This is a genomic window from Pseudochrobactrum sp. B5 (assembly GCF_001939785.1).
GTDB classification, from domain to species: domain Bacteria; phylum Pseudomonadota; class Alphaproteobacteria; order Rhizobiales; family Rhizobiaceae; genus Pseudochrobactrum; species Pseudochrobactrum saccharolyticum.
The window spans coordinates 634,251-656,955 of the sequence record NZ_MOYL01000002.1 but is presented as its reverse complement, the minus strand read 5'-3'; the positions used below and the strand labels follow the sequence as shown (position 1 = coordinate 656,955).

The following is a 22,705-nucleotide window of genomic DNA, read 5'->3' as shown; positions in this document are numbered from 1 at the left end:
GGGAGGGATTTCCGGCTATTGGCATGCATTAAGTTGACTCATTAACTCATATTAATTAGAGGCTATATAAATCATGATAAATAGAGTCAACTTTAATTATGCAAGTCAGACAATTGTTCACTAAAGCGAAAAATCATCCCGATTATTACGCAATGAAGGCGATATTTTTGCTCACAATCGCTCTGATCGTTGTGGTGTTCTGGCTGAATGTGAGTTCTGCCCGTGCCGCGCAGCAACAAGGCACGGCGCAACGCATTATCACGCTCGGGCCTGATGTGACCGAAATCGTCTATGCACTCGGCGCGGATGAAAAAATCATCGCCCTTGATCGCAGCAGCAAATATCCGGCGGATACAGCCAGTAAGACCAATGTCGGTTACCGCCGCAGCCTGTCCGCCGAAGGTGTGCTGGCTCTGCATCCAGATCTGATTATCGCGTCGGAAGATATCGGCCCGCCGGAAGTGGTGGATGTGCTCAATCAGTCCGGTGTGCCTGTGCTGTATATTCCGGCAATTAACAGCCGTGAGGGGCTGGTTACAAAAATCAGCCTGATTGCCGAGCGTCTGCAGCTGGAGCCGCAGGGGGAAGTGCTGACAAAATCGGTTACGGCAGATTTTGATGCGGCTATGGCGCATGTGCGCAAAGTCTCGGAAGGACGGGGAAAGAAAGTGGTGTTCTTCCACGGGCTGGCGAAGCTGAGCGGTGCGGGCAGTGATACGGCGGCAGATGCCTTTATCCGCCATGCAGGGGGCTTTAATCCGCTTGCGGTCTATAAAGGCTATAAAGCCGTGTCAGCAGAATGGTTGCTGGAAGCGGAGCCGGAAGTGGTGCTGATGCTGTCCGACGGGGCAGGCGGGCCTAAAGCAGAGGATGTGTTCTCGGACAAAGCACTGCAAAATACACCCGCAGCCCGAAACAAGGCACTGATCGTACTTGACGGGCCCTATATGCTTGGTTTCGGCCCGCGTACGGCAGAAGCTGTGCGTATCCTTGCTGATGCACTCTATGGACAGTAATACGGATTAATCATCAACATCTTTGGGCAGCAGCTTTTCAATGTCGTGGAAAATCTGCTGCCATTCTTCTTCATTCAGATCAAAAAGCTGGAAACTGCGCAGCAGAAAAGCACCTTCATTGGCGATGAATGCAAGGCGGGTATTGCGTCCTTGCTGAGTGGAGACATCCAGCCCGTCCAGTTGTTTGCGATACCATTGCCGTGTTTTATCCAGCTGTTCTGAACTGGGTTCAAGACTGGCAAGCATGGCTGCAAGACGTGAATCACCAAGCGGGTCACTGTCCCTTGTCACACGAATATGCGCCGCTATATGGGAGAGGGCATCGGTTCTGCCATTCTGCATGGCGGTCACTTGTTTGTCGAAATCAATGCCCCAGCGTGTCAGCATAGCATCGACCAGTCCGTCTTTATTGCCGAAACAATATTGCACGCCGCCCTTGGTGATACCGGCAGCCTTGGCCAGCGCATCAATGGTCAAAGCCGGTGCGCCATGCTCCACAACGATCTTTTCGGCCAGATCCAGCAAATGATTGCGGTCAATGGTGCGCGGACGGCCAATTTTTTTGAGTTTTTTACTTTCCATACGTATGGATTTAAATTAACGACCATCAGGTTTCAAGCTTTTTCCGTAAAACAACACATTTTGTCGTTCTGCGGGGCAGGTTATAAAAGTGCTGAAACTTCAGCACAGAAGAAGTGGATATTATCAATGACATTGCATAATCGCTGGCTGGTACTGGCCATCGTCTCAAGTGCATTATTCCTGATCGTGATTGATATGACTGTGCTTTACACAGCATTGCCGCGGCTTACCCATGATCTTGCGGCCAGCGCATCAGAGAAACTCTGGATTATTAATGCTTACCCGCTGGTCGTTGCAGGCCTGTTGCCGGGTGTCGGCAGTCTTGGCGACCGTCTCGGGCATAAACGCATGTTCACAGCGGGGCTTGTGGTTTTTGGTATTGCGTCACTCGCAGCAGCCTATGCACCAAATGCGGAAATGCTGATTGCTGCCCGCGTGCTGCTTGCCGTTGGTGCTGCAATGATGATGCCGGCAACACTCTCGATCATTCGCCTGACTTTCGAGGATGAGAACGAACGCTCTTTCGCAATCGGTATCTGGGCGGCGGTGGCCTCCGGCGGTGCAGCCTTCGGTCCTGTTGTCGGTGGTGTTTTGCTGGAATATTTCTGGTGGGGTTCTGTCTTCCTTATCAATGTGCCGGTGGTGCTGATTGCGCTGGTTCTGGCTTTGACCGTGCTGGAGACCCGTCCCGGTAATAAAAACCGTCAATGGGATCTGATCGGTTCCGTTCAGGTGATGATCGGTCTTGTCGGTGTGACTTTTGCCCTGAAAGAGCTGGCCAAGCGCGACAGTTCCATGTTGCTCTTTACCGTCTCTATGATTGTCGGTTTGATTTCGCTGGTGGTGTTCTATCGCAGGCAGCGGGCAACCAATGGTATGCTGGTTGATTTCTCGCTGTTTGGTAACCGCAAATTCTCGTCCGGCGTGATGGCAGCTTCTGTCTCTTCGGCAGCTCTGATCGGTGTGGAGCTGGTTTTTAGCCAGCGTTTGCAGCTTGTTGCCGGTTATTCGCCGCTGCAGGCCGGTCTGCTCATTCTGCCAATTCCGCTGGCCGCCTTTGTTGCGGGGCCGCTGGTTGGCTGGGGACTGCCAAAAATTGGTGAGGCACGGGTGCTTTGGGGCGGTATGCTGATTACCGGTCTTGGCACAGCGCTTTATCTGCTGAGCTTCCAGATGCAACCGCATATCTGGCTGATCGGCCTGATGATTATGGGTTTTGGTGTCGGTGCCGCAATGACCGGTGCTTCAACTGCGATCATGGGCAATGCGCCTGAAGAAAAGGCCGGTATGGCAGCTTCCGTAGAGGAAGTGTCCTATGAGCTTGGCGGCGCCACAGGCGTTACGATCTTCGGCAGTCTGATGACCGCGATCTATACGGCATTCATGATCGTGCCGGAAGGATCGGGTTTTCCGGAAACGATCCGTGACAGTTTGGATGAAGCTTTGCTGCTGGCAGAAACCCTGCCTGCGGAACAGGCGCAGCATCTGCGTGAGGTTGGCTTTATGGCCTTCGATCAGGCCTTTATGTGGGTGATTGCAACGGCCTCATTGCTGATTTTTGCAACGGCATTGCTGATCTACCGGATGAACCGGAAAGCATAAAAAAAGACCGACTCATTCTGACGAATGAGCCGGTTTTACTATTTTGAACAGAGATGATGATTATTTATCATCTTTCATGCGGGCGAAATAATTCGCCAGCAGCGCACCGGAAATATTGTGCCATACGCTGAAGATCGCGCTTGGCACTGCGGCCAGCGGCGAGAAATGCGCAGCGGCAAGTGCCGCGCCCAGACCGCTGTTCTGCATGCCGACTTCAACTGCAATGGCTTTGCGCTTGGCAAGAGACATGCCGGTAAGTTTGGCAGCGGTAAAGCCGAGCATATAGCCGATGCCATTGTGCAATACGACAACAAGGAAAATCAGCAGGCCGGTGGTGGCAATTGCATTTTTGTTCATCGCAACCACGGCGGCAACAATCAGCACGATACCGGTCACGCTCACCAGTGGAAGGCAAGGCACAGCCGTTTTAACGATTTCCGGAACGAGTTTCTGTGCCAGTACGCCAAGTGCCAGCGGCACGAGGATCACTTTAACAATGCTCATGAACATTGCCATTGCATCAACCGGCAGGAACTGGCTGGCAAAGAACCAGACGAGGAATGGCGTAACCAGCGGGGCAGCCAGCGTGGTCACACTGGTGCAGGCAACGGACAGCGCCACATCGCCTTTGCCGAGATAGGTCATGACATTGCTGGATGTACCGCCCGGGCAGCAACCGACGAGAATAACACCGGCAGCGACTTCCGGTGACATCGGAATGATCTTGGTCAGCAGCACGGCAAGCAGCGGCATAATCAGAAACTGCGAGGCAACGCCGATACCCACATCGGCCGGGCGGCGAACGACTTCACGGAAGTCATCAAGGGAGAGGGTAAGCCCCATGCTGAACATGATGATACCGAGCAGGGTAACAATATGAGGAGCGAATTGTTTAAAGGTCTCAGGGAATACAAAACCCAGTACGGCAAACAGCAGAACCCAGACCGCAAAAGTCTTGCCTACGAAAGCCGAAAAGCTTGCCAGCATTTTCATTACAGATAGTCCTTATTTAATAACTACCCCCGCTCTAAATTTTATGAGGCAGCATGGCAAGTTATTAATGAAATAAAATAAGTGTATTACGGGTAATAAAATGAGTCTGTGCGGCAGGCATATAGGCCTAAAGTTTCAGAGCAGCTGTAAATAAAAACACCCGCCATAGCTGTGCATGACGGGTGCGTTAGATTTGTTTGTCAGTCTGTATCGTCAGGCTGTCTTTTTATTGTCGCCCATTTGGAAAATCGCGAACAATGCGATGACAGCTGCGATACTGACATACCATGCAGGGGCGCTGTAGCCGAGTGAAGTGGTGCCGAGCCATGTCAGCGCTGCCGGAGCAAAGCCACCGAAAATCGTGGTGGAGATGTTATAGGCCAGCGACATACCGGTTGAACGGATATGGGTCGGAAAGACTTCAGACAGGGCGGAAGGTGCAACGCCAACCACACCGGCAACCATAACACAGAAGCAGCTCTGAACAGTGATCAGGGTGCCGAGTGTCGGTGAGTGATGCAGCCACCACAGCAGCGGATGGATAGCCACCAACAATACGGTTGTGGTGATCGCCAGTGTCAGACGACGGCCGATCTTGTCGGAAACAGCACCGGCAGCGATACAGGCAATAGCCATCAGAATATTACTGATAAGCGCCGAGATAAATGCCTGCGTACCGGTGAAACCGAAAGCACGCTGCACATAGACCGGCATATAGATTACCATGACATAGACGCTGGCTGCCCAGAGCACGGAGAAGGCCGTACCTTTGAGCAATGCACCGCGATAGGTGGTGAAAATCTCTTTCAGCGGAGCATGTTCTTTGTGCGCGGCTTCCGGTTTTTCGTCAAATTTCGCTTTGAAGTGTGGTGTTTCATCAAGCGAACGGCGCATCCACAGACCGACAGGGGCAATCAGCAGGCCGAGGATGAACGGAATACGCCAGCCCCAGTCACCGATCTGATCTTCAGTCAGCAGCGATGTAACGCCCAGTGCCACAAAGGCACCGATAATATTGGAAAATGCCATACTGGCCTGCAGCCATGCAGCATATTTGCCCTTCTGACCTTCCGGTGCATGTTCCACCAGAAAGGCCGCCGCACTGCCGACTTCACCACCGGCTGAGAAGCCTTGCAGTACACGGCCTGCAAGAATAATCATCGGAGCGCCGATACCGATAGCGGCATAGGTTGGTGCAATGGCAATCAGCAGCGTACCGGCTGCCATGATCATGATGGTCAGAAACAGCGCCGCTTTACGACCGGCTTTGTCGGCATAAACGCCAAGTACCACCGCGCCGAGCGGACGGATCAGAAAGCCGAGGCCAAAGGCCAGAAACGACTTGATCAGTTCGACAGTGTCATTGCCGCCAGGAAAGAAATTCTTGGCGATATAAACCGCAAACAAGGCGTAGATTGTAAAATCATACCATTCCAGAGCATTACCGATTGAGGCAGCAGCGACAGCCTTTTTGGCGTTGGAATTATGCTTTGTATGCGATGGTATAGTTGGATTATGTGTAACGTCCGTCATAGGACTGGCTCTCCCCCAAACATTCCGGCTGTGGTCTTTTATCTCTCATCTCCCACCAGCAATACGAGACAGTAACAATTTAACTTTGTGTCGGCATTTGACAAAAAATGAATGTCTCCATAGCGAAAAACGAAATAGTGTTTCGACGGAACAATATTTTTGTATTTATGGCATATTGGATTGATATTCTTGGTAAAAATCACTGATGAAGGTCTGTGCCTATGATCGAGCTGCGGCAGCTTTCTTACTTCGTGGCGGCCTGCCATCAAACCAGTTTCAGCAAGGCGGCTGAAATGCTGGATATTGCGCTGTCAACGCTCAGCGTGGCACTGCAGAATCTGGAAGAGGAAGTCGGTGCACAATTGTTCCGTCGCGTGCCTGCGGGGCTTACCCCGACTGTGGCCGGGCGCTGGCTTTATCGTGCTGCTATCCCGCTGTTACAGGCTGAAGCTTTTACCCGTCAGGCAGCGATGCGGGAATGTACCGAAGAGAATGAATTCAGTCATCTGGTGGTGGAAGTCCAGCTGATGTTCTCGCTCGGCAATGTCTCCAAAGCCATCAGCACAGCACTTGCCGGTTTGCAGAAAGATTATCCGGATGTGTTTATTGAGCCGCATTGGGGCAGTGCGGATGGTGATCCGGCTTTGCCGCTGACAGAGAGTGCGAAAAGCAGCCGGATTATTTTCAGCTATGAGAAAAAGGGTGTCGCCATCCACGATGATCCGTGGGTGCTGGCGCGTAGTCTGCCTGTGCAGTCAGGCGAAGCGCCTGCTTTGCAGGATATGCTGGCTGGCCCTGTGATTGTGCCTGCATTGCCGGAACCGCTGCTGCATGACCTCTCTGCTTATCTGGCAAAGCATCCGATTAAAAATATCCGCTTCACGCAGGATCATCCGGGTACTCTGGCACGCTTAAGCGGGGAGCACCCTGATACAGCCTTTCTGGTGCCGCAAAGCACGCTTGCCAACCGCATGGGGCTGCATCGTCTTAAACTGGTGCCGCTTGATCCGCCGCTCATCAGTCAGGTGCGGGTGCATATTGCCGATCCGCATCCGGTGGCGGAAGAGACTGTGCGCCGTATTCGTGCGGCACTGATTTCCGGTGAAACATCGCCGCTTTATCAGCCGCAGCTGACCAGACGGCAATTCAGTTATTTCCGATTGATTGACAACAACCGCAATCTCACCGCTGCTGCCCGTATGGCTAAAGTCGCGCAACCGGCTATTACCGGACAGTTGCGCAAGATGGAGCAGGTGATCGGCAAGCCGCTGTTCGAGCGCCGCCGCGATGGTCTGGTGCCGACAGATGCCGGACGGGTTTTTCGTATTGGCAGCGATCTGATCGATGCGCGTTTGCAATCCATGGCCGTGCATAGTGCGGGATCGCTGGGGCGCAACCGGTCGCGGTTGCGGATTGGCGTTTTGCCATCCGTCAGTCAGGAAAGCACTTTGCTGGCAGGGATGACCGATGCGGTGCTGCGCTGGCGAAAGAACCATCCGCAGATTGATCTGCAAATTCTCGAAGCGCCGACGAGTGTCTTGCAGGATTGGGTACAGGCGGGGGTGATCAGCCTTGCTGTTCTGGAAACCGATATGCCGCATATGGCGCGTTTCAGCCTCAATGTTGAGGAACCGCTGTCGCTGATCTGTCATCCTGATCTGGCGGCAGAACTCTCTCAGGATGCAGCGATTGATCTGGAGGCACTTCGCCATGTGCCGCTGGTTCTGCCGACCATGACCTTCGGCATCCGGCAATTGCTGGATGCGCAATTGAGCGAGCACAACTTGTCCGTTGAACCGGTAATTGAAATCAACTCATTACCGATGATGATCGCGATGATCCGGCGCGAAAAGCTTGCCACTTTGCTGCCGGTCTCAGCCGTGCGCCGCGATCTGGAGCAGGGCACATTGGTAAGCCTTGAACTCAAACCGCATATTCTGCGCAGGTTGTTTGTGATCTATTCCAATGCCCGCACATTGACGGTGGCCGAAAGAGAACTGGTGCGCGAATTGCGCGAGGCGCTCACACCATAGTGCGATTAGAAATGAAAACAGGCGAAACCGGAGTTCCGCCTGTTCTCTCTACGGGGGTATTTAGTTTTTAGGCCAGATTGAAGTGGCGGATGTTTTTCTTTTCCGCTTCGTCCAGCGCTTCTTCATAACCGGCATCGGCATAACGCATCACGCCGAGCGAGGTGTCATTGGTCAGTGACAGTTCAATGCGGATATCCGCATCATCGGTACCGTCGGCCACAACAGTTACACCGGCGCTGGTCATGTAGCCGGAATAGCCGCCGCCACCGGAATGAATCGCCACGAGATCGGCCTGCGACGAGCACATAGCCAGACCATTGATCAGCGGCCAGTCGGCAATCGCATCAGAACCGTCACGCATATTTTCCGTCATGATATTCGGATGCGCCATGGCACCGGCATCAAGATGGTCACGGGTAAAGGCAACAGGGCCGGAGAGCGTACCGTCACGCACCATGCTGTTCACTGCGAGAGCCAGCTGGGTACGTTCGCCATGACCAAGCCATGCAATACGCGCCGGCAGACCTTCAAACGGCACATTTTTACCGGCGAGATGAATCCAGTTGGTGACGATGTGATTACCGGCAAAGGCTTTGAGGATGTAATTGTCGATAATGCGGATATCTTCCTGATTATTCGACAATGCAATCCAACGGAACGGACCAATTGCGCGGCAGAACAGCGGACGCAGGAAGGCTTCGGTGAAGACCGGAATATTGAACGCATCGGCCACGCCGCCGTCTTTGGCATGGGTGCGGATCAGGTTACCATTGTCAAAGACGACCGAACCGGCTTTCTGGAAGCCAAGCATAGCGGTGACGTGACGAACGATGGACGCGCGGCTTTCATTCATCAGGGTCTGCGGATCGCTCTTGCGCATAGCACGGGCTTCATCCAGCGAACGGGTCGCCGGTACATAGCCGTAAACCAGATCATGGGCGGAAGTCTGGTCAGTCACGATATCCGGAATGATATTGCGTGCCAGAATTTGCTCATAAAGATCAGCGGCATTGCCGTGAACGCCGATGGAGACAGCGCGTTTCTCGGCCATTGCTGTTTTGACCTGCGCCAGCGCATCGTCCAGATCTTTGGCAATCACGTCAAGGAAGCCGATATCCTTGCGCTTCTGAATGCGTTCCTGATCAATTTCAACGCAGAGCGTAACCGCACCGGCCATACGGCCTGCCAGCGGCTGCGCGCCGCCCATGCCACCTAGACCGGCGGTGAGGATCAGACGACCAGCCAGATCATTATTGAAGCTCTGCTCGGCAATACGCATGAAGATTTCATAGGTGCCCTGAATAACACCCTGTGAGCCGATATACTGCCAGTCACCGGCGGTAAGACCGCCCCAGCAGATCAGGTTCTGCTTTTCCCATTCGTAGAAATTTTCAGCCTTCGCCCACTGACCAACCATATTACAGTTGGCCATAATCACGACCGGTGCCTGTTTATGGGTTTTCAGAATACCGATCGGTTTGCCGGATTGTACGACGAGCGTTTCGTTTTCTTCAATCTTATGCAGGCTTTCAACGATCTTGTCGTGGGACGGCCAATCGCGTGCAGCTTTACCGAGTGCGGCATAGACCACCAGATTGTCAGGGTCTTCACCCACTGCCAGCACGTTTTCCATCAAACGCAGCAGACCTTCAGCGCGCCAGTTCTTACAGCGCAGCTCGGTGCCGGATGTGACGTTAAATTGTTTCTTAGACATAATAATACTTTCTAAACCGCTAAATCAGGCCAGTGCGTAATCGGCAAGGGAAATGCCGAGTGCTTTTTCGACGATCGGATAAACGCTCGGATCTTTGACCGAGGCGCTGAGCGGGATTTCTGTCTTGTTGATGTGGAACACCAGAATTTCCATGCCCTCATGGACATTGCCGACACTGACAGGGCTGCCATTGGTATCGAGCGTGGTGATCACGTCAGGGAAGGTGGCAAGACGCTGACCGTCACCGTCATCCACGGCCATATATTCGTTCATCACATGCAGGATCACATCGCGGTTGCCGTCACGCACGGTGATGGTGCCGATGTCGAAAGCTTCCTGCGTGTAATGCACATTCTTGGCGGTGACTTTGCCCTGTGCGAGAATGCTGCCATTGGTGGTTTTGCAGATCGCATCAATCACCGCAGTCGCGCCTTTGCTCTGGGCTGCGCGAATGGCTTCGCCAAGGGTCAGAGCACGGGAGATACCGCCGAGCGCTGCATTCTTACGTACATAAGACGCACGCAGCGGATTGCGGCAGCTGGCGATGAAACCGCCGGACATATCGGAGGCTTTGCGCAGGATCGGTGAGATTTTGGCTGTCGCGCCGCGTGTGACCAACTCGATATAGGAGTTGGAATCGCGGTGACCGCCAACGGCTGTCTGGATCATCTGTTCAGGGCTGTTAGCCATACCGATGGAGCCCATATCGCCGGTCGGATGCGCACGGATATCGCCCACAGCATCAATCACTTTGGTGCCGAGAACAGCAGAAGGCAGCCATGCATTCATGGTGCTGGACATACCGTTCTGGCCGATCATCAGACCATAGACTTCATCGCCCAGTTCATATTGCAGCAGCTCAACGGCTTTCACATAGTCGATGCCGAGCATTTCCCACTGGGTGGTGCTGGCCGGTGCGCCGATCGCAGCGGCTGTGGCGATCCATGCGTCATCGGATACTTCTTCCATATCCACCAGTTCAGGTCGGCCAATGGTGACCGCAGTGGTGCCCAGCATACGGCCATGCTCGACCCAGCCGCCGCCGCCGGCTGCAAAGACCGAACCGCCGGCAATTGCGGATTCCACGTCATCCAATGTTAAAATACGCCCCATAATGGCCTCCTCTTAAATGCTGTTATGCGTTTGATTGGTAACCGGTGTGCGCTCGTCAAAGCGGCGCACTGCCGCAAACATTGCTGCAGCACCTGCTGCAATGTCGTGTTTCTCTGCCCATTCTTCCGGTGTGTGGCTGCGTCCGCCAAGACATGGCACAAAGACCATGGCGGCCGGTGCCAGCTGGCCGATAAAGGCCGCATCATGTCCCGCACCGCTGGCGAGTTGCAGATGGCTATGGCCGAGTGCATCGGCGCTTTTTGCCAGATCATCCAGCAGGCCTAAGTCACAATCCATCGGCATGGTGTCGGAAAGGGTCTTGAAGCTGCTGCGTTCTACACTGACCTTTTCGGCAGCATCCTGTGTTGCCGCATCAATGCTTTCCAGAAAACGCAGGGTCTTCTCACGTTTGCCGGTGCGGATATCGACAATCACCTTGGCCTGTTCCGGCACCACATTGGCACCGCCCGGTTCAAGGGTGAGAATGCCGACCGTGGCAACGAAATAGCCGTCCGGCTCGGATGCCAAAGCTTCGGCCTGTTCACGGATTGCAGTGACAGCTTGTGCCGCCGCATAAAGCGCATCGCGGCGCATATGCATCGGCGTGGTGCCCGCATGGTCAGCTGCACCCTTAAACGCGATTTCCAGACGGGTGATGCCGACAATACCTGTCACCAGACCCAAATCCGTTTTGCTCTGTTCCAGTACAGGGCCTTGCTCAATATGCAGTTCCAGATAGGCGGCAATATCCTTGCGTACAGCCTCTGCGAGCTTGGACGGATTGCCACCGACACGGATCAGCGCATCGCCTAAGCGCTCATCCTGCGGGCCGGTAAAGTCGAGCATAGCATTGGCGAGCTGACCGCTCATGCCACGGCTGCCGACACAGGAGAGGCCGTATTCACTCGGTTCTTCAGCGAGAAAATCCACCACTTCCAGATTGTGCTGTAATTCAATACCGGCATCGCGCAAGGCACGGGCAACTTCGAGCGCAGCCACTACACCGGCAATGCCGTCAAAGCGTCCGCCGGAAGGCACAGTATCGCTATGCGACCCCATCATAATGGTTTTGGCGTGCGGTTTGGCACCGGCACGGCGGCCGATCAGATTGCCTGCGGTATCAATACGCACCTCAAGACCGGCGGCTTTGAACTGCTCAATCAGATAGGCGCGGCCAGCCAGAAAACGTGGGGTAAAGGAACGCCGTGTGTAAGGCTTGCCCGGCTCGGTAATATCGGCCAGCGCCATAATATCCTGCCAGAGCCGGTCACCATCGACGAGCGTGTTGGAGACCGCCATTACGCGGCTCCTTTACGCAAAGCAGGGCGTACAAAACGACCGGAACCCGGTTCAGCTGTGACCACGCCTTCAGCCATCGCACATTCACCGCGCACAAATGTATGGGTGATGCGGAACGGCAGCTTGATACCGTCATAAGGGCTCCAGTCAACAATATTATTGCCGCTTTCTGCCGCTTTGTAAGTGTAAGGATCGCGGCGCGCCAGCACGATATCGGCATCAAGACCGGCATCGAGCGCACCTTTGGTCTGACCGAGACGGAACAGATTGGCCGGATTATGCGCCAGCAGGCGGGCGGCATAAGAGAGAGAAAGCCCGCGTTCATCCAGACCTTTGAGCAGCAGCGCATAGAGCGCTTCCAGCCCCGGAACACCGGATGCGTTTTTCAGCATGTTTTCATCGTTTTTGCGATCAAGCGACCAGCTCACATGATCGGTGGAAACAATGGTCACATTACCGGCGGCCAGTTGCTGCCAGATGGCTTCACGCTCGGCGCGGTTGCGTACCGGCGGGTTGATCTTGGCGCGGCCGATCAGGCGGCTGACATCGTCTTCTTCACAGAGAGTCAGATAGTGGATGCAGGCTTGAACGGTCGCCGCATAGCCCTGTGCGCGATAGCCCGCAGCCAGTTCATAACCACGGCCAACGGAACAATGCACCACATGGGTGGCACAACCGCTCATGGCGCCGATCTCATAGACTTCAGCCATTGCCAGCGTTTCAGTCACCGGCGGACGGCTCATACTATGGGTCAGATAATCGGTGCGGCCGCTTTTCTCGACCTGATCGATGTAATAGCGCACCATTTCATCATTTTCATTATGAATACCGGCAATCAGACCATGGCGGGCAATCGCCGAGAAGCACTCATAAAGCATCTGCGGGGTGATGCGCGGAAAGCGCTCCGGATGGGTGCCGAAGGTCGAGAATTTGAAACCCGCCGCACCGGCTTCCACCAGACCGTCAATATGCTTGGTGCCGTCTGCCGGATGCGCTGTGGCATAAAGCGCGAAATCCACGCGCGCTTCCTTGCCAGCGGATTCCACCTTGCGGGTGAAGCGCTCCGGCGTGGCGATCAGGTCGCCGTCGTCATAAGGCATATCGACAATCGTTGTCACACCGCCTGCAGCAGCCGAACGGGTCGACCAGATAAACTCTTCCTGATTTTTCTGGCTGCGGCTGTGTACCTGACCGTCAATAGCACCCGGCAGCACCAGATAATCCGCTCCGCCGTGGCTTTCACCTGCAGGGGCAGTGCCCTGACCGGTCTGGACAACACGGCCGTCGCTGACCAGCACCCAGCCATTGTCAATGACCTGATCGGGCAGAACCACTTTACCTTTGAAGACTTTATCCTGCATTGCGGTATTTCCTCATCTTGGTCCTCATTCTGGCTGCCTGCATTGTTTTGGAATGCAGGCAGTTATGCGATTTTAAAATTACTTGGCGGCTGGCTGCGTAAAAGCGTGCAGCACCTGCACACCGGCTGCAAAATCCGGCGTGTAAATGCGATCCTGATCGACGAATTTGACCTGTGCGCGATAGGTTTCCAGCAGCTTTGCGGAGGTTTTTCCGAGCGCAACTTTACCACGCAGATCAACCGCCTGCGCCGAATGCAGCAGCTGAATGGATGACAGGCTGTACATATTGCCGAGAATGCGCTGAAGATTGTTCACAGCCAGCGGGGCATTATTGCCGGTATCTTCAATATTGCCTGCCATGGCGAAAGTGTCGAGCGAGACTGGCATGGCCAGCTGACGGTTTTCCGCATAGAGCGCAACAAGCGGCTTCTGCATGGCACCGAAAGCATGGCCTTCATTCTCAGGGCCGGCAAGGAAGCGCGGCAGCTTGGTGAAATCCGGATTTTCCGTGCGGATGGTCTGCATCACAATATTCTGCGCCAAACGGGTGAGGGCGACATTCAGATTTTCCACACGGGTGGCAACCGGCAGCATATCGAAATTGGCGGTCGGATAAATTGCGCCATGCACATCGCCTGCGACCTGATATTTGTGCAGCTGGTTATGACTGTCAGCCGCTTTTTCCGCAGGCTTGTCGGAAGCCACAGCGGCCGGATTGTCATCGCTGGCATTGATATGGATATGTAGAGCCTCTTCGAGTGCAGCCTGTGCTTCCCATGCATTGCCGAGCGCATAGGCCATCGTGCGGTAAGAGAGCGGATCCTGTAAAGCGCGGCCATCAGACTGCTGCCAGAGATAGGAGCCATCCAGCGCTGCACGAATATCTGTTGCCGCCTTCACCATTCCCGGAAACGGGCGCAGTTCGGTTGTTGCAGACAGGAAAGGCGCGACATTGCCGTTATAGCCTTCAAGCGACAGGGCGAAAACGGCTGTGGCTGCTTCCAGATAATGGCGTGTTTCTTCTGTCAGCAAGGCGGCCTGACCGGCAGTCAGTGCATTGGTGCTGAGAATGGAGAGGAAGTCTTTGCCGACCGGTTTAATTGGCTTCAGGCCAGCCAGTTTCAGGGCTTCTGCCGCAGGCATACGCTTGCCCTGATAATCCACGAACCATTCGCCGATCATTGCCAGACCGATATGGGAGGCGAGCGTAATATCAGCCTCACCGACCGAGCCTTTTTCCGGTACAACGGGGATGATGTCGTGATTGAGGAAATCGCGATAGGCCTCCACCACACTCAGCTGCGTTCCGGTTTGACCGCCGAGCATTTCATTAAGGCGGATCAGCATACCGGCGCGCACTGCCTGCGCAGGCAGAGCCTCGCCAATGCCGCCACCATGGGCATGAAGTGAACTGGTGTTGAAGCGGCGGGAAAGTGCCAGCAATTCTTCATCCAGCGTGCGGCGGCCTTTAATCTCTTTGAAAACCGGTTTGTCCTTGTTCCAGCCCACGCCGACATTCAGCCCGTAAACGGCGGTGCCCTGCAACGCGGCTTCCATCACCAGATCAAAACTATGGTTGACTTTTTGTGCCGCTTCCGGAGCGATTTCGACTTTTTCATTTGTGTTCGCTGCGAACTTTGCCACCTGCGCAGTGGTGAGCTTTGTGCCGTTAAGCTGCAAACTTTCAGCATAGGCGGCAGAAGACGACAGGAGAGCAAGTGTCAGAAGACTGAGTTTGGACAGGTGATTGAGCTTTTTCATACTGGGTTCCCGTTTGCCTTTTCCCTCTGGATGAGGGTGCTTATGGATGCGGCAAATTATGGGTCAGTATAGAAATTGCTTGAAAGGCTGAAACGGCGAAAGTTGCGAAACCGGCAATAACAAAAAGCTAAATCCTGCCGGTATCAGAGAATAGTTTTCTGAACAGTCCGGATTGTGGCCTTACTTACGCATACCGGCTTTCATTTCGCAGCGTAATGAAAAGGATTGCGTGTAACTGAAAGGCTGGTTTTAGGAAATGAAACTCGATATTCAGTGATTGTTAAAATGACAATAAATACAGTAAAATCAAAAGCTTGTTATTGTTATTTTAAGGGTTGTGTATGGCGTTTTTATGATGAATTGTCTGCGGGTAACTGTCACATAATCTCAGGCAAATTCAGTAACGGAGTTCTACATGTCTTGTACTCTCTCGTCTAAAATTGCACTCAGCCTTATGATGTCGGCCTCTTTGCTCAGTCAGGCCGCAGCACAAAAATCAGAACAGGATGTCAAAGCCTATAAGCAACAAGTAACAGCGGGTGTGGAGAGCCGCGCCAAGCTTGCGCAGGAGATGACGGATTCAATTTTCAGCTTTGGTGAGCTGGCCTTTCAGGAAGTTGAAACCTCAAAATACATAACGGATATTCTTGAGAAAAACGGCTTTACTATTGAGCGCGGTGTTGCCGGTCTGCCGACCGGCTGGGTGGCGCGATGGGGTTCCGGTAAGCCTGTGATTGCACTGGGCAGTGATATTGATGGTCTGCCAAAAACGTCCCAGATGCCTGGTGTTGCCTATCGCAAGCCAATGATTGAGGGCGCACCCGGTCACGGGGAAGGTCATAATTCGGGGCAGGCTGTGAATGTGGTTGCAGCCTTGGCGATGAAAGACCTGATGGAGAAGGAAAAACTCTCCGGCACGCTGGTGCTCTGGCCGGGTGTGGCAGAGGAGTTGTTGGGCGGCAAAGCCTATATGGTGCGTGACGGTGTGTTCAAAGATGCGGATGTGGTGATGTTCACCCATGTCGGTAATAATCTGCAAACCTCGTGGGGCGCAGCCAATGGCACCGGTATGGTCTCGGTCAAATATACATTTGCCGGTGAGTCTGCCCACTCTGCCGGTGCGCCGTGGCGCGGACGCAGCGCGCTTGATGGCGTGGAGCTGATGAATATCGGCTGGAATATGAAGCGGGAGCATTTGCGGCCTGAACAGCGCTCGCATTATGTGATCCCTGACGGCGGCGATCAGCCGAATGTTGTGCCGTCTGTTGCCAGCGTGTGGTATTTTATCCGCGAAACGGATTTTGAGAATATCGCCAAGAATTTCGCTGTAGCCAATACAATGTCTGAAGCAGCGGCAAAAATGTCCGACACGGCAGTGGAACGGCAGATTATCGGCACCGCAGCACCGCGCCATTTCAACAAGCCGATGGCGGAGGCAGCCTATGCCAATATTCTTGAGGTTGGTCTGCCGAAATGGACTGACGACGAAAACAGCTTTGCAAAAGCTGTGCAGAAGGCTGTGAAAGGCAAGGAAGACGGGCTGGCGACAGAGCTGAAGAAACTGGCACCACCGCCGGAAAAACCTGAAAGCGGCGGCTCGGATGATATCGGTGATGTGTCATGGATTGTGCCGACAATTACGCTGAATTATCCGTCGAATATTCCGAACCTTCCGGGGCACCACTGGTCGAATGCCATGTCGATGGCAACACCAATTGCTCATAAAGGTGTTGTCGCCGGATCGAAGGTCATTGCTATGACCGGCGTTGATCTTCTGACCAAGCCGGAACTGGTGTCGGCAGCACAAGATTATTTCACCAATGTGCAGCAGAAGGATCAGAAATATCTGCCGATGCTTGGTGCGGATGACAAGCCGCAGATTCAGCTGAATACGGAGATTATGCAGCAGTTTCGCCCTGAAATGCAGAAGCTCTATTACGATGCAGAGAAATACCCGACTTATCTCGATCAGCTCGGCGTCAAATTTCCTGAGCTGACTGCGCCGCAATAGCAGAACATTATAAGCATGATAAAGGCGGTTCGGCATTTTGCCGGATCGCCTTTGTTTATCCGGCTTGAGTTATACGATAGGCACAGCGGCGTGCGCCGAGTAAAATATGCTCGCAGCGCTCGATCTTGCAGTTGTCACCGAGAATGGCCTGAAAAATATTGAGTTCGGAACGGCAAAAGCCGCGGCAGGCTGTGGCCGCAGCGCAGATAGGGCAGTGGTTTTCAATCAGCAGCCATGAACCATCCGGCTGCTTTGCCCATTCCGACATATAGCCTTCCTGACTGCGCAATTCTGCAAGGCAATCAATGCGTTGTTCCAGCGCTGTCATATCCTGCATGGCTGTGCGGTAGTTTTTGAGTATTTCCTGTTCGCGCAAGCTGATCACGCGCTCAGTCAGGTCTTCACCCAGACTGCTCATATGGCGCAATAAACTAACGGTCAGCTCCGCATGACTGTCAGGAAACCGGCTATTGCCTTTCTCCGTCAGATGCCAGAACTGCACCGGCCGACCGGCTTTTGGTTTTTTTTCTGTGGCATAGGGTTCAATCAGGCCTTCTGTCACAGATTTTTGTAATTGCTGGCGTATATTTTCCGCACCCGTGCCTGCGAGTCGTGCAAGTGCCGATATTGTTTGCGGGCCACGGGTTTTAAGAATAAACAGCAGACGATCAGCGGTGCTTTGTTGTGCAGCGCTGTTCATTTCATCCGAAGTGATAATGTCAGAACTTGACATTTGATCTCCTGCTGAATATTCCAAGTTTATGCTTGCATAATTAACGGCTCCCTCAGGGATTTGCAACCCGACCGGTATGTTCCGGTTAAAATTGATGAGAAACACAGGCGCATTCCCGCCGGAACTCATGGTTTTTGATAGCTGTCCGGAGATTGAAATGTCTGACCCGGCATCGCTCACCAGCTACCACAAAGTTGGCTGGGGAGATTTGTTGACTGGCAAAAATGCCATTCGTTCCATGGCGCTCGCAGGTGGCGTCGCGCTTCATGCTGTTAATGTTTACATTGCTACAACCATTCTGCCTTCCGTTGTTTCGGATATTGGCGGGCTGGATTATTATGCGTGGAACACCACTCTTTTCGTCGTTGCATCCATTATCGGCTCAACGCTGGCTGTGAAATTGCTGCGTAAAACCGGCCCGCGCAAAGCCTATGCCATTTCGGCCAGTGTTTTTGCTCTCGGCACCCTGATTTGCGCTGTTTCGCCGACAATGCAGGTTTTGCTGATCGGTCGTTTCATTCAGGGCTTCGGCGGTGGTTTCATGCTGGCTTTGTCCTATGCCATGATCCGTATCGTATTTCCCGAAGCGCTGTGGCCGCGCGCTATGGCACTGATTTCCGGCATGTGGGGCGTTGCCACACTGGTTGGCCCTGCTGTGGGCGGTATTTTCGCTGAACTCGGCGAGTGGCGTGCTGCTTTCTGGTCGGTTGTTCCTGCAGCGCTGCTTTTCGCTGTAATGGCGCTGTTTGTATTGCCGGATGTACGCCATGAAGAGGAAGACACAAATCGTCTGCCTTTTGCACAGCTCAGCCTGCTGACACTTGCAGTCTTTGCGGTATCGCTTGGCAGTGTCAGTTCTGAAGTGATCTGGAATGTGATTGGTATCAGCACGGCGATCCTGTTGATCGGTCTGATGATCCGTCTGGAAGCCACCAGTAAAAATCGTCTGTTGCCGGGTGGTTCTTTCAGTTTCAGCCAGCCGCTGGGGCCTGTGATCGTAACCATGTCGTTGCTGGCGCTGACTGTCACATCGGTGGAAGTGTTCATTCCGCTGTTCCTGCAGGTGCTGCATAACCAGTCGCCATTGGTTGCCGGTTATCTGGCTGCGCTGATGGGCGCAGGCTGGACACTTGGCTCAATCATGAGCTCGGGGATTTCATCGCGCCGTGTGCGTGATGTGATTATTATCGGCCCGCTGGCCTCTTTTGCCGGTATGGTTTTGTTGCTGCTTCTGCTGCCATTTTCCAGCAATGGTACCTATCTGGAATTGCTGCCGCTCTGCGCCGGTTTCATCGCTGTGGGCTGTGGCGTGGGTATGACATGGCCGCATCTGCTGACACGGGTGCTGAAAGTTGCACCGGCCGATGAGAAGGATCTGGCATCAACTGCGATTACCACTGTGCAGCTGTTCTCTGCCGGTCTCGGTGCGGCAATGGCCGGTATGGTCACCAGCCTTGGCGGTTTGACTGTGCCGGGTGGTATTGCCGGTACATCCAGTGCTGCATTCTGGCTTTTCCTGAGCTTTGGCGTGGGGCCGTTACTGGCTTTCCTATGCGCATCACGCATGGTGAAACGCTGGTAAAATCAGCCGCTTACGTTAAAAAGATAAAGCTGACCGGTTATTATCCGGTCAGCTTTTTTTATAGGCGAGATAGGGTTGGCGTACAAAGCGCCACAAAACCAGTGTAATGATAATCAAGCCGTAAATCAGCGGCTCTGGCGGCCAGCTTTTAACCGACATCAGAAAGTGCAAACTACCAGCGAGAGCGATGATATAAATCAGCCGGTGCAGGTTCTGCCAGTTATTCTTCAACCTACGGATTGACCACTGGTTTGAAGTTATTGCCAGCGGGATCAGCATGACAAAGCCGATAAACCCGAAAATAATAAACCAGCGTTGTGTTACATCTTTCACGATATCCGGCCAGTTCAGGCCACGGTCGAGAATGATATAAGTCGCGAAATGCATGGCCACATAATAAAACGCCAGCAGCCCGAGAGCGCGGCGATAGGGCAGGAAATTCAGCCGGAACAAATCGCGCAGTGGTGTGACCAGCAAGGTCAGGACTAAAAAGCGCAGTGCCCATAGTCCGAGAACATGTTCAAATTCTTTGACCGGATTCGCGCCAAGCTGATTGGTGGCTGCCAGCCAGAATGCCCATGCTGCCGGTGCAAGGCCGACAACATAAATACCCCAGCGCAGCCAGGGATTATTGGGAATTTTGACCGGCGGTTTGCGTGCAGCTGGTTGTTTGCCGGTTGTGCGGGGCATAGCGATGGTTTGCGCAGCGATATCTGGTTTCATGCCGGTTCCCGCTCTAATAATTCTTGGTCAGATCCATACCGCTATAGAGCTGGGCGACATGCTCGCCATAGCCGTTAAATGGCAGTGTATCGCGCCTGTCCGGTGAGAAGAAACTGCCACTGCCAATCCGTGTTTCAGTCTTCTGGCTCCAGCGCGGGTGATCCACGGCCGGATTAACATTGGCATAGAAACCATATTCCGAAGCGTTCTGCATCTTCCATGCAGTGACCGGTTCTTTGTCCGTCAGTGTGATTTTGACAATGGATTTGATGCCTTTAAAGCCGTATTTCCAAGGCACAACGAGACGTACAGGCGCACCGTTCTGATTGGCAAGGTTTTCACCATAGAGACCGGTTGCCAGCAATGTGAGCGGGTTCATCGCTTCGTCAAGGCGCAGTCCTTCACGATAAGGCCAGTCAAGTACCGCAAATGCACCGCCGACACCCGGCATTTCTTTTGGCCGCAGAGCTGTTTCAAAGGCAACATATTTAGCAGAGCCCAGTGGCTCAACACGTTTCAGCAATTCTGACAGCTGAAAGCCCTGCCAGGGAATAACCATCGACCACGCTTCAACGCAGCGCATCCGGTAGATACGCTCCTCAATGCTCATCGTCTTAATCAGGTCATCAATGTCGAAAGTCGCAGGCTTTGCTACCATGCCCCCGACTTCGATGGTCCACGGGCGCGGTTTGAAACCGCCGGAATAACTGGCAGGGTCGGATTTGCCTGTGCCGAATTCATAGAAATTATTATAGGTCAGCACTGAGTCTTTTGGTGTCAGCGTCTCATCGGTTTTAAAGCCGTCAGCACTGTCTTTGGCTGAGGCAAGATCCGGCAGCAGGCCACCGAGAGACAAACCAATACCGGCAGCAATGCCTGTCTTGATAAATTCCCGTCGCCGCAAATAAAAGGTCTGACTGGTGATTTCAGAGGATGCGATACCGGATTTAAAAAATGACTTAGACATAGCACTGGCTCCCTGCTGACTTATGTCAGTGCAATTATAGGGGAATAGGGCGGAATTAATATCGGGTAATATATTAGAGAAAATCTGTGGTGGAATTTAGTTTATAAAACGCGCTTTGTGAGATTTGAATATTGTGAAACAATAAAAAAGGCTCCCGAAGGAGCCTTTTTAGAGCATTTCACAGTCAAGTTGGATCAACTTGACGCCCGTGATAATGCGACCAAATAAAAAATCTAGAGCGAGCGCTATGATCCAATCTGGACGTAAACCGCTCTAGTCGTAAGAACCGGATACTGATCTGAGATAGCGCTCTCAGATATCCGGCACAGATTATTTGCGTTTTGCCAGCGGTACGAAATCGCGCTGTGCGTAGCCTGTATAGAGCTGACGCGGACGGCCGATTTTCTGCTGCGGGTCTTCGACCATTTCTTTCCACTGGGCAACCCAGCCGATGGTACGGGCAACGGCGAACAGAACAGTGAACATTTCTGTCGGGAAGCCGAGAGCCTTCAGGGTGATACCGGAATAGAAGTCGATATTCGGATAGAGCTTCTTCTCGATGAAATATTCATCGGTCAGTGCAATATTTTCCAGTTCCATCGCAACATCGAGCAACGGATCATCTTTGATGCCGAGTTCACCAAGAACTTCATGCGTGGTTTTCTGCATGATGCGGGCGCGCGGATCGTAGTTTTTGTAAACGCGGTGACCGAAGCCCATCAGACGGAACGGATCGTTCTTGTCTTTTGCCTTGGCGATATATTCAGGAATACGGTCAACCGAGCCTATTTCAGCCAGCATGTTCAATGCAGCTTCGTTGGCACCGCCGTGAGCAGGGCCCCAGAGGCAGGCAATACCGGCAGCGATACAGGCAAACGGGTTCGCGCCTGAAGAACCGGCGAGACGAACGGTCGAAGTTGAAGCGTTCTGCTCGTGATCCGCATGAAGAATGAAGATACGATCCATAGCGCGTGCCAGAACCGGATTGACCTTATATTCTTCGCAAGGCACGGCAAAGCACATGCGCAGGAAGTTGGAAGCCAGATCAAGATCATTCTTCGGATAAACGAAAGGCTGACCGACATGATATTTATAGGCCATTGCAGCCAGTGTCGGCATTTTCGCCAGAAGGCGGATCGAAGCAACCATACGCTGATGCGGGTCAGTAATGTCGGTTGAGTCGTGGTAGAAGGCGGACATGGCGCCAACGCAGCCAACCATAATAGCCATCGGATGCGCATCGCGGCGGAAGCCGGTAAAGAAGCGCGACATCTGCTCATGCACCATGGTGTGGCGGGTCACGCGGTAGTCAAAGTCTGCTTTCTGGGTCTTGGTTGGTAGTTCGCCGTAGAGAAGCAGGTAGCAGGTTTCAAGGAAGTCGCCCTGTTCGGCGAGCTGTTCGATCGGATAGCCGCGATGCAGGAGAACGCCTTCGTCACCGTCAATATAAGTGATTTTGGATTCGCAGGAAGCGGTTGAAGTGAAACCAGGATCGTATGTGAAGGAATTTGTATTCTTGTAAAGCGGGCCGATTTCGACGACATCTGGTCCGATTGTACCTTTGCGGACCGGCAATTCGGTCGAATTGCCATTTAGCGTGATTGTCGCTGTCGTATTAGACATACTGGTTCCTTTCATCATCGCGCTCACTGCTCGTGGATAGCAGTAAATTTGGAGCATAA

At 53.3% G+C, this 22,705-nt stretch carries 17 protein-coding genes; 5 read left to right on the top strand and 12 right to left on the bottom strand.

Going from position 1 to position 22,705, the window contains the following annotated elements:
* Window positions 1–167 precede the first annotated feature (167 nt).
* Window positions 168–1,016, top strand: coding sequence for an ABC transporter substrate-binding protein (locus tag BKD14_RS09630; RefSeq protein WP_245293609.1), 849 nt, complete (start codon window positions 168–170; stop codon window positions 1,014–1,016).
* A 6-nt stretch (window positions 1,017–1,022) separates the two neighbouring features.
* Here BKD14_RS09630 and BKD14_RS09625 read toward each other — a convergent pair whose 3' ends face one another.
* A complete protein-coding gene (locus BKD14_RS09625) occupies window positions 1,023–1,598 on the bottom strand; it encodes a TetR/AcrR family transcriptional regulator (RefSeq protein WP_083646959.1) in 576 nt (191 codons plus the stop codon).
* Between the two features lie 126 nt (window positions 1,599–1,724).
* Here BKD14_RS09625 and BKD14_RS09620 point away from each other — a divergent pair, with 126 nt between their 5' ends.
* Window positions 1,725–3,200, top strand: coding sequence for an MFS transporter (locus BKD14_RS09620; protein WP_075655484.1), 1,476 nt, complete (start codon window positions 1,725–1,727; stop codon window positions 3,198–3,200).
* 60 nt (window positions 3,201–3,260) lie between these two features.
* On the opposite strand, the gene BKD14_RS09615 is transcribed toward BKD14_RS09620, so the two are convergent.
* Entirely contained in the window at window positions 3,261–4,193 is a 933-nt protein-coding gene (locus tag BKD14_RS09615; protein WP_075655482.1) for a bile acid:sodium symporter family protein, read from the bottom strand.
* A 213-nt stretch (window positions 4,194–4,406) separates the two neighbouring features.
* On the bottom strand, window positions 4,407–5,726 hold the full coding sequence (locus BKD14_RS09610) for an MFS transporter (protein WP_022710359.1): 1,320 nt from the start codon (window positions 5,724–5,726) through the stop codon (window positions 4,407–4,409).
* 221 nt (window positions 5,727–5,947) lie between these two features.
* Here BKD14_RS09610 and BKD14_RS09605 point away from each other — a divergent pair, with 221 nt between their 5' ends.
* Window positions 5,948–7,759, top strand: a complete 1,812-nt coding sequence (locus BKD14_RS09605; protein ID WP_075655480.1) for a LysR family transcriptional regulator — start codon at window positions 5,948–5,950, stop codon at window positions 7,757–7,759.
* Between the two features lie 67 nt (window positions 7,760–7,826).
* On the opposite strand, the gene BKD14_RS09600 is transcribed toward BKD14_RS09605, so the two are convergent.
* The 5 genes from BKD14_RS09600 to BKD14_RS09580 all read right to left on the bottom strand — a co-directional run bounded on the left by BKD14_RS09600 (window position 7,827) and on the right by BKD14_RS09580 (window position 15,007).
* Window positions 7,827–9,473 carry a urocanate hydratase gene (locus BKD14_RS09600; RefSeq protein WP_075655478.1) on the bottom strand — a complete coding sequence of 549 codons (1,647 nt, stop codon included), beginning with the start codon at window positions 9,471–9,473 and terminating at the stop codon, window positions 7,827–7,829.
* Between the two features lie 24 nt (window positions 9,474–9,497).
* On the bottom strand, window positions 9,498–10,586 hold the full coding sequence (locus BKD14_RS09595) for a DUF917 family protein (protein WP_022710356.1): 1,089 nt from the start codon (window positions 10,584–10,586) through the stop codon (window positions 9,498–9,500).
* 12 nt (window positions 10,587–10,598) lie between these two features.
* Entirely contained in the window at window positions 10,599–11,885 is a 1,287-nt protein-coding gene (locus BKD14_RS09590; protein WP_075655476.1) for a Zn-dependent hydrolase, read from the bottom strand.
* Window positions 11,885–13,246 carry an amidohydrolase family protein gene (locus tag BKD14_RS09585; protein ID WP_075655474.1) on the bottom strand — a complete coding sequence of 454 codons (1,362 nt, stop codon included), beginning with the start codon at window positions 13,244–13,246 and terminating at the stop codon, window positions 11,885–11,887. The genes BKD14_RS09590 and BKD14_RS09585 overlap by 1 nt, the downstream gene beginning before the upstream one ends.
* A 78-nt stretch (window positions 13,247–13,324) precedes the next feature.
* Window positions 13,325–15,007 carry an aromatic amino acid ammonia-lyase gene (locus BKD14_RS09580; RefSeq protein WP_075655472.1) on the bottom strand — a complete coding sequence of 561 codons (1,683 nt, stop codon included), beginning with the start codon at window positions 15,005–15,007 and terminating at the stop codon, window positions 13,325–13,327.
* A 415-nt stretch (window positions 15,008–15,422) separates the two neighbouring features.
* Between BKD14_RS09580 and BKD14_RS09575 the strand changes: the two genes are divergently transcribed.
* The gene (locus tag BKD14_RS09575; RefSeq protein ID WP_075655470.1) at window positions 15,423–17,018 is read left to right on the top strand and encodes an amidohydrolase; all 1,596 of its coding nucleotides are present in this window, start codon (window positions 15,423–15,425) and stop codon (window positions 17,016–17,018) included.
* Between the two features lie 55 nt (window positions 17,019–17,073).
* On the opposite strand, the gene BKD14_RS09570 is transcribed toward BKD14_RS09575, so the two are convergent.
* Window positions 17,074–17,751 (bottom strand): metalloregulator ArsR/SmtB family transcription factor, encoded by a 678-nt coding sequence (locus tag BKD14_RS09570; RefSeq protein WP_075655468.1) that lies wholly within the window; start codon window positions 17,749–17,751, stop codon window positions 17,074–17,076.
* A 157-nt stretch (window positions 17,752–17,908) separates the two neighbouring features.
* Here BKD14_RS09570 and BKD14_RS09565 point away from each other — a divergent pair, with 157 nt between their 5' ends.
* Window positions 17,909–19,333: an MFS transporter gene (locus tag BKD14_RS09565; protein WP_075655837.1), complete on the top strand. Its 1,425-nt coding sequence runs from the start codon at window positions 17,909–17,911 to the stop codon at window positions 19,331–19,333.
* A gap of 48 nt (window positions 19,334–19,381) precedes the next feature.
* On the opposite strand, the gene msrQ is transcribed toward BKD14_RS09565, so the two are convergent.
* The 3 genes from msrQ to gltA all read right to left on the bottom strand — a co-directional run bounded on the left by msrQ (window position 19,382) and on the right by gltA (window position 22,646).
* Complete coding sequence (gene msrQ / locus BKD14_RS09560) at window positions 19,382–20,023, bottom strand: protein-methionine-sulfoxide reductase heme-binding subunit MsrQ (RefSeq protein WP_083647023.1); 642 nt, start codon at window positions 20,021–20,023, stop codon at window positions 19,382–19,384.
* 46 nt (window positions 20,024–20,069) lie between these two features.
* Window positions 20,070–21,023 carry a protein-methionine-sulfoxide reductase catalytic subunit MsrP gene (msrP, locus tag BKD14_RS09555; protein ID WP_075655466.1) on the bottom strand — a complete coding sequence of 318 codons (954 nt, stop codon included), beginning with the start codon at window positions 21,021–21,023 and terminating at the stop codon, window positions 20,070–20,072.
* A gap of 330 nt (window positions 21,024–21,353) precedes the next feature.
* On the bottom strand, window positions 21,354–22,646 hold the full coding sequence (gene gltA / locus BKD14_RS09550; RefSeq protein WP_022712432.1) for a citrate synthase: 1,293 nt from the start codon (window positions 22,644–22,646) through the stop codon (window positions 21,354–21,356).
* Between the last annotated feature and the right edge of the window lie 59 nt (window positions 22,647–22,705).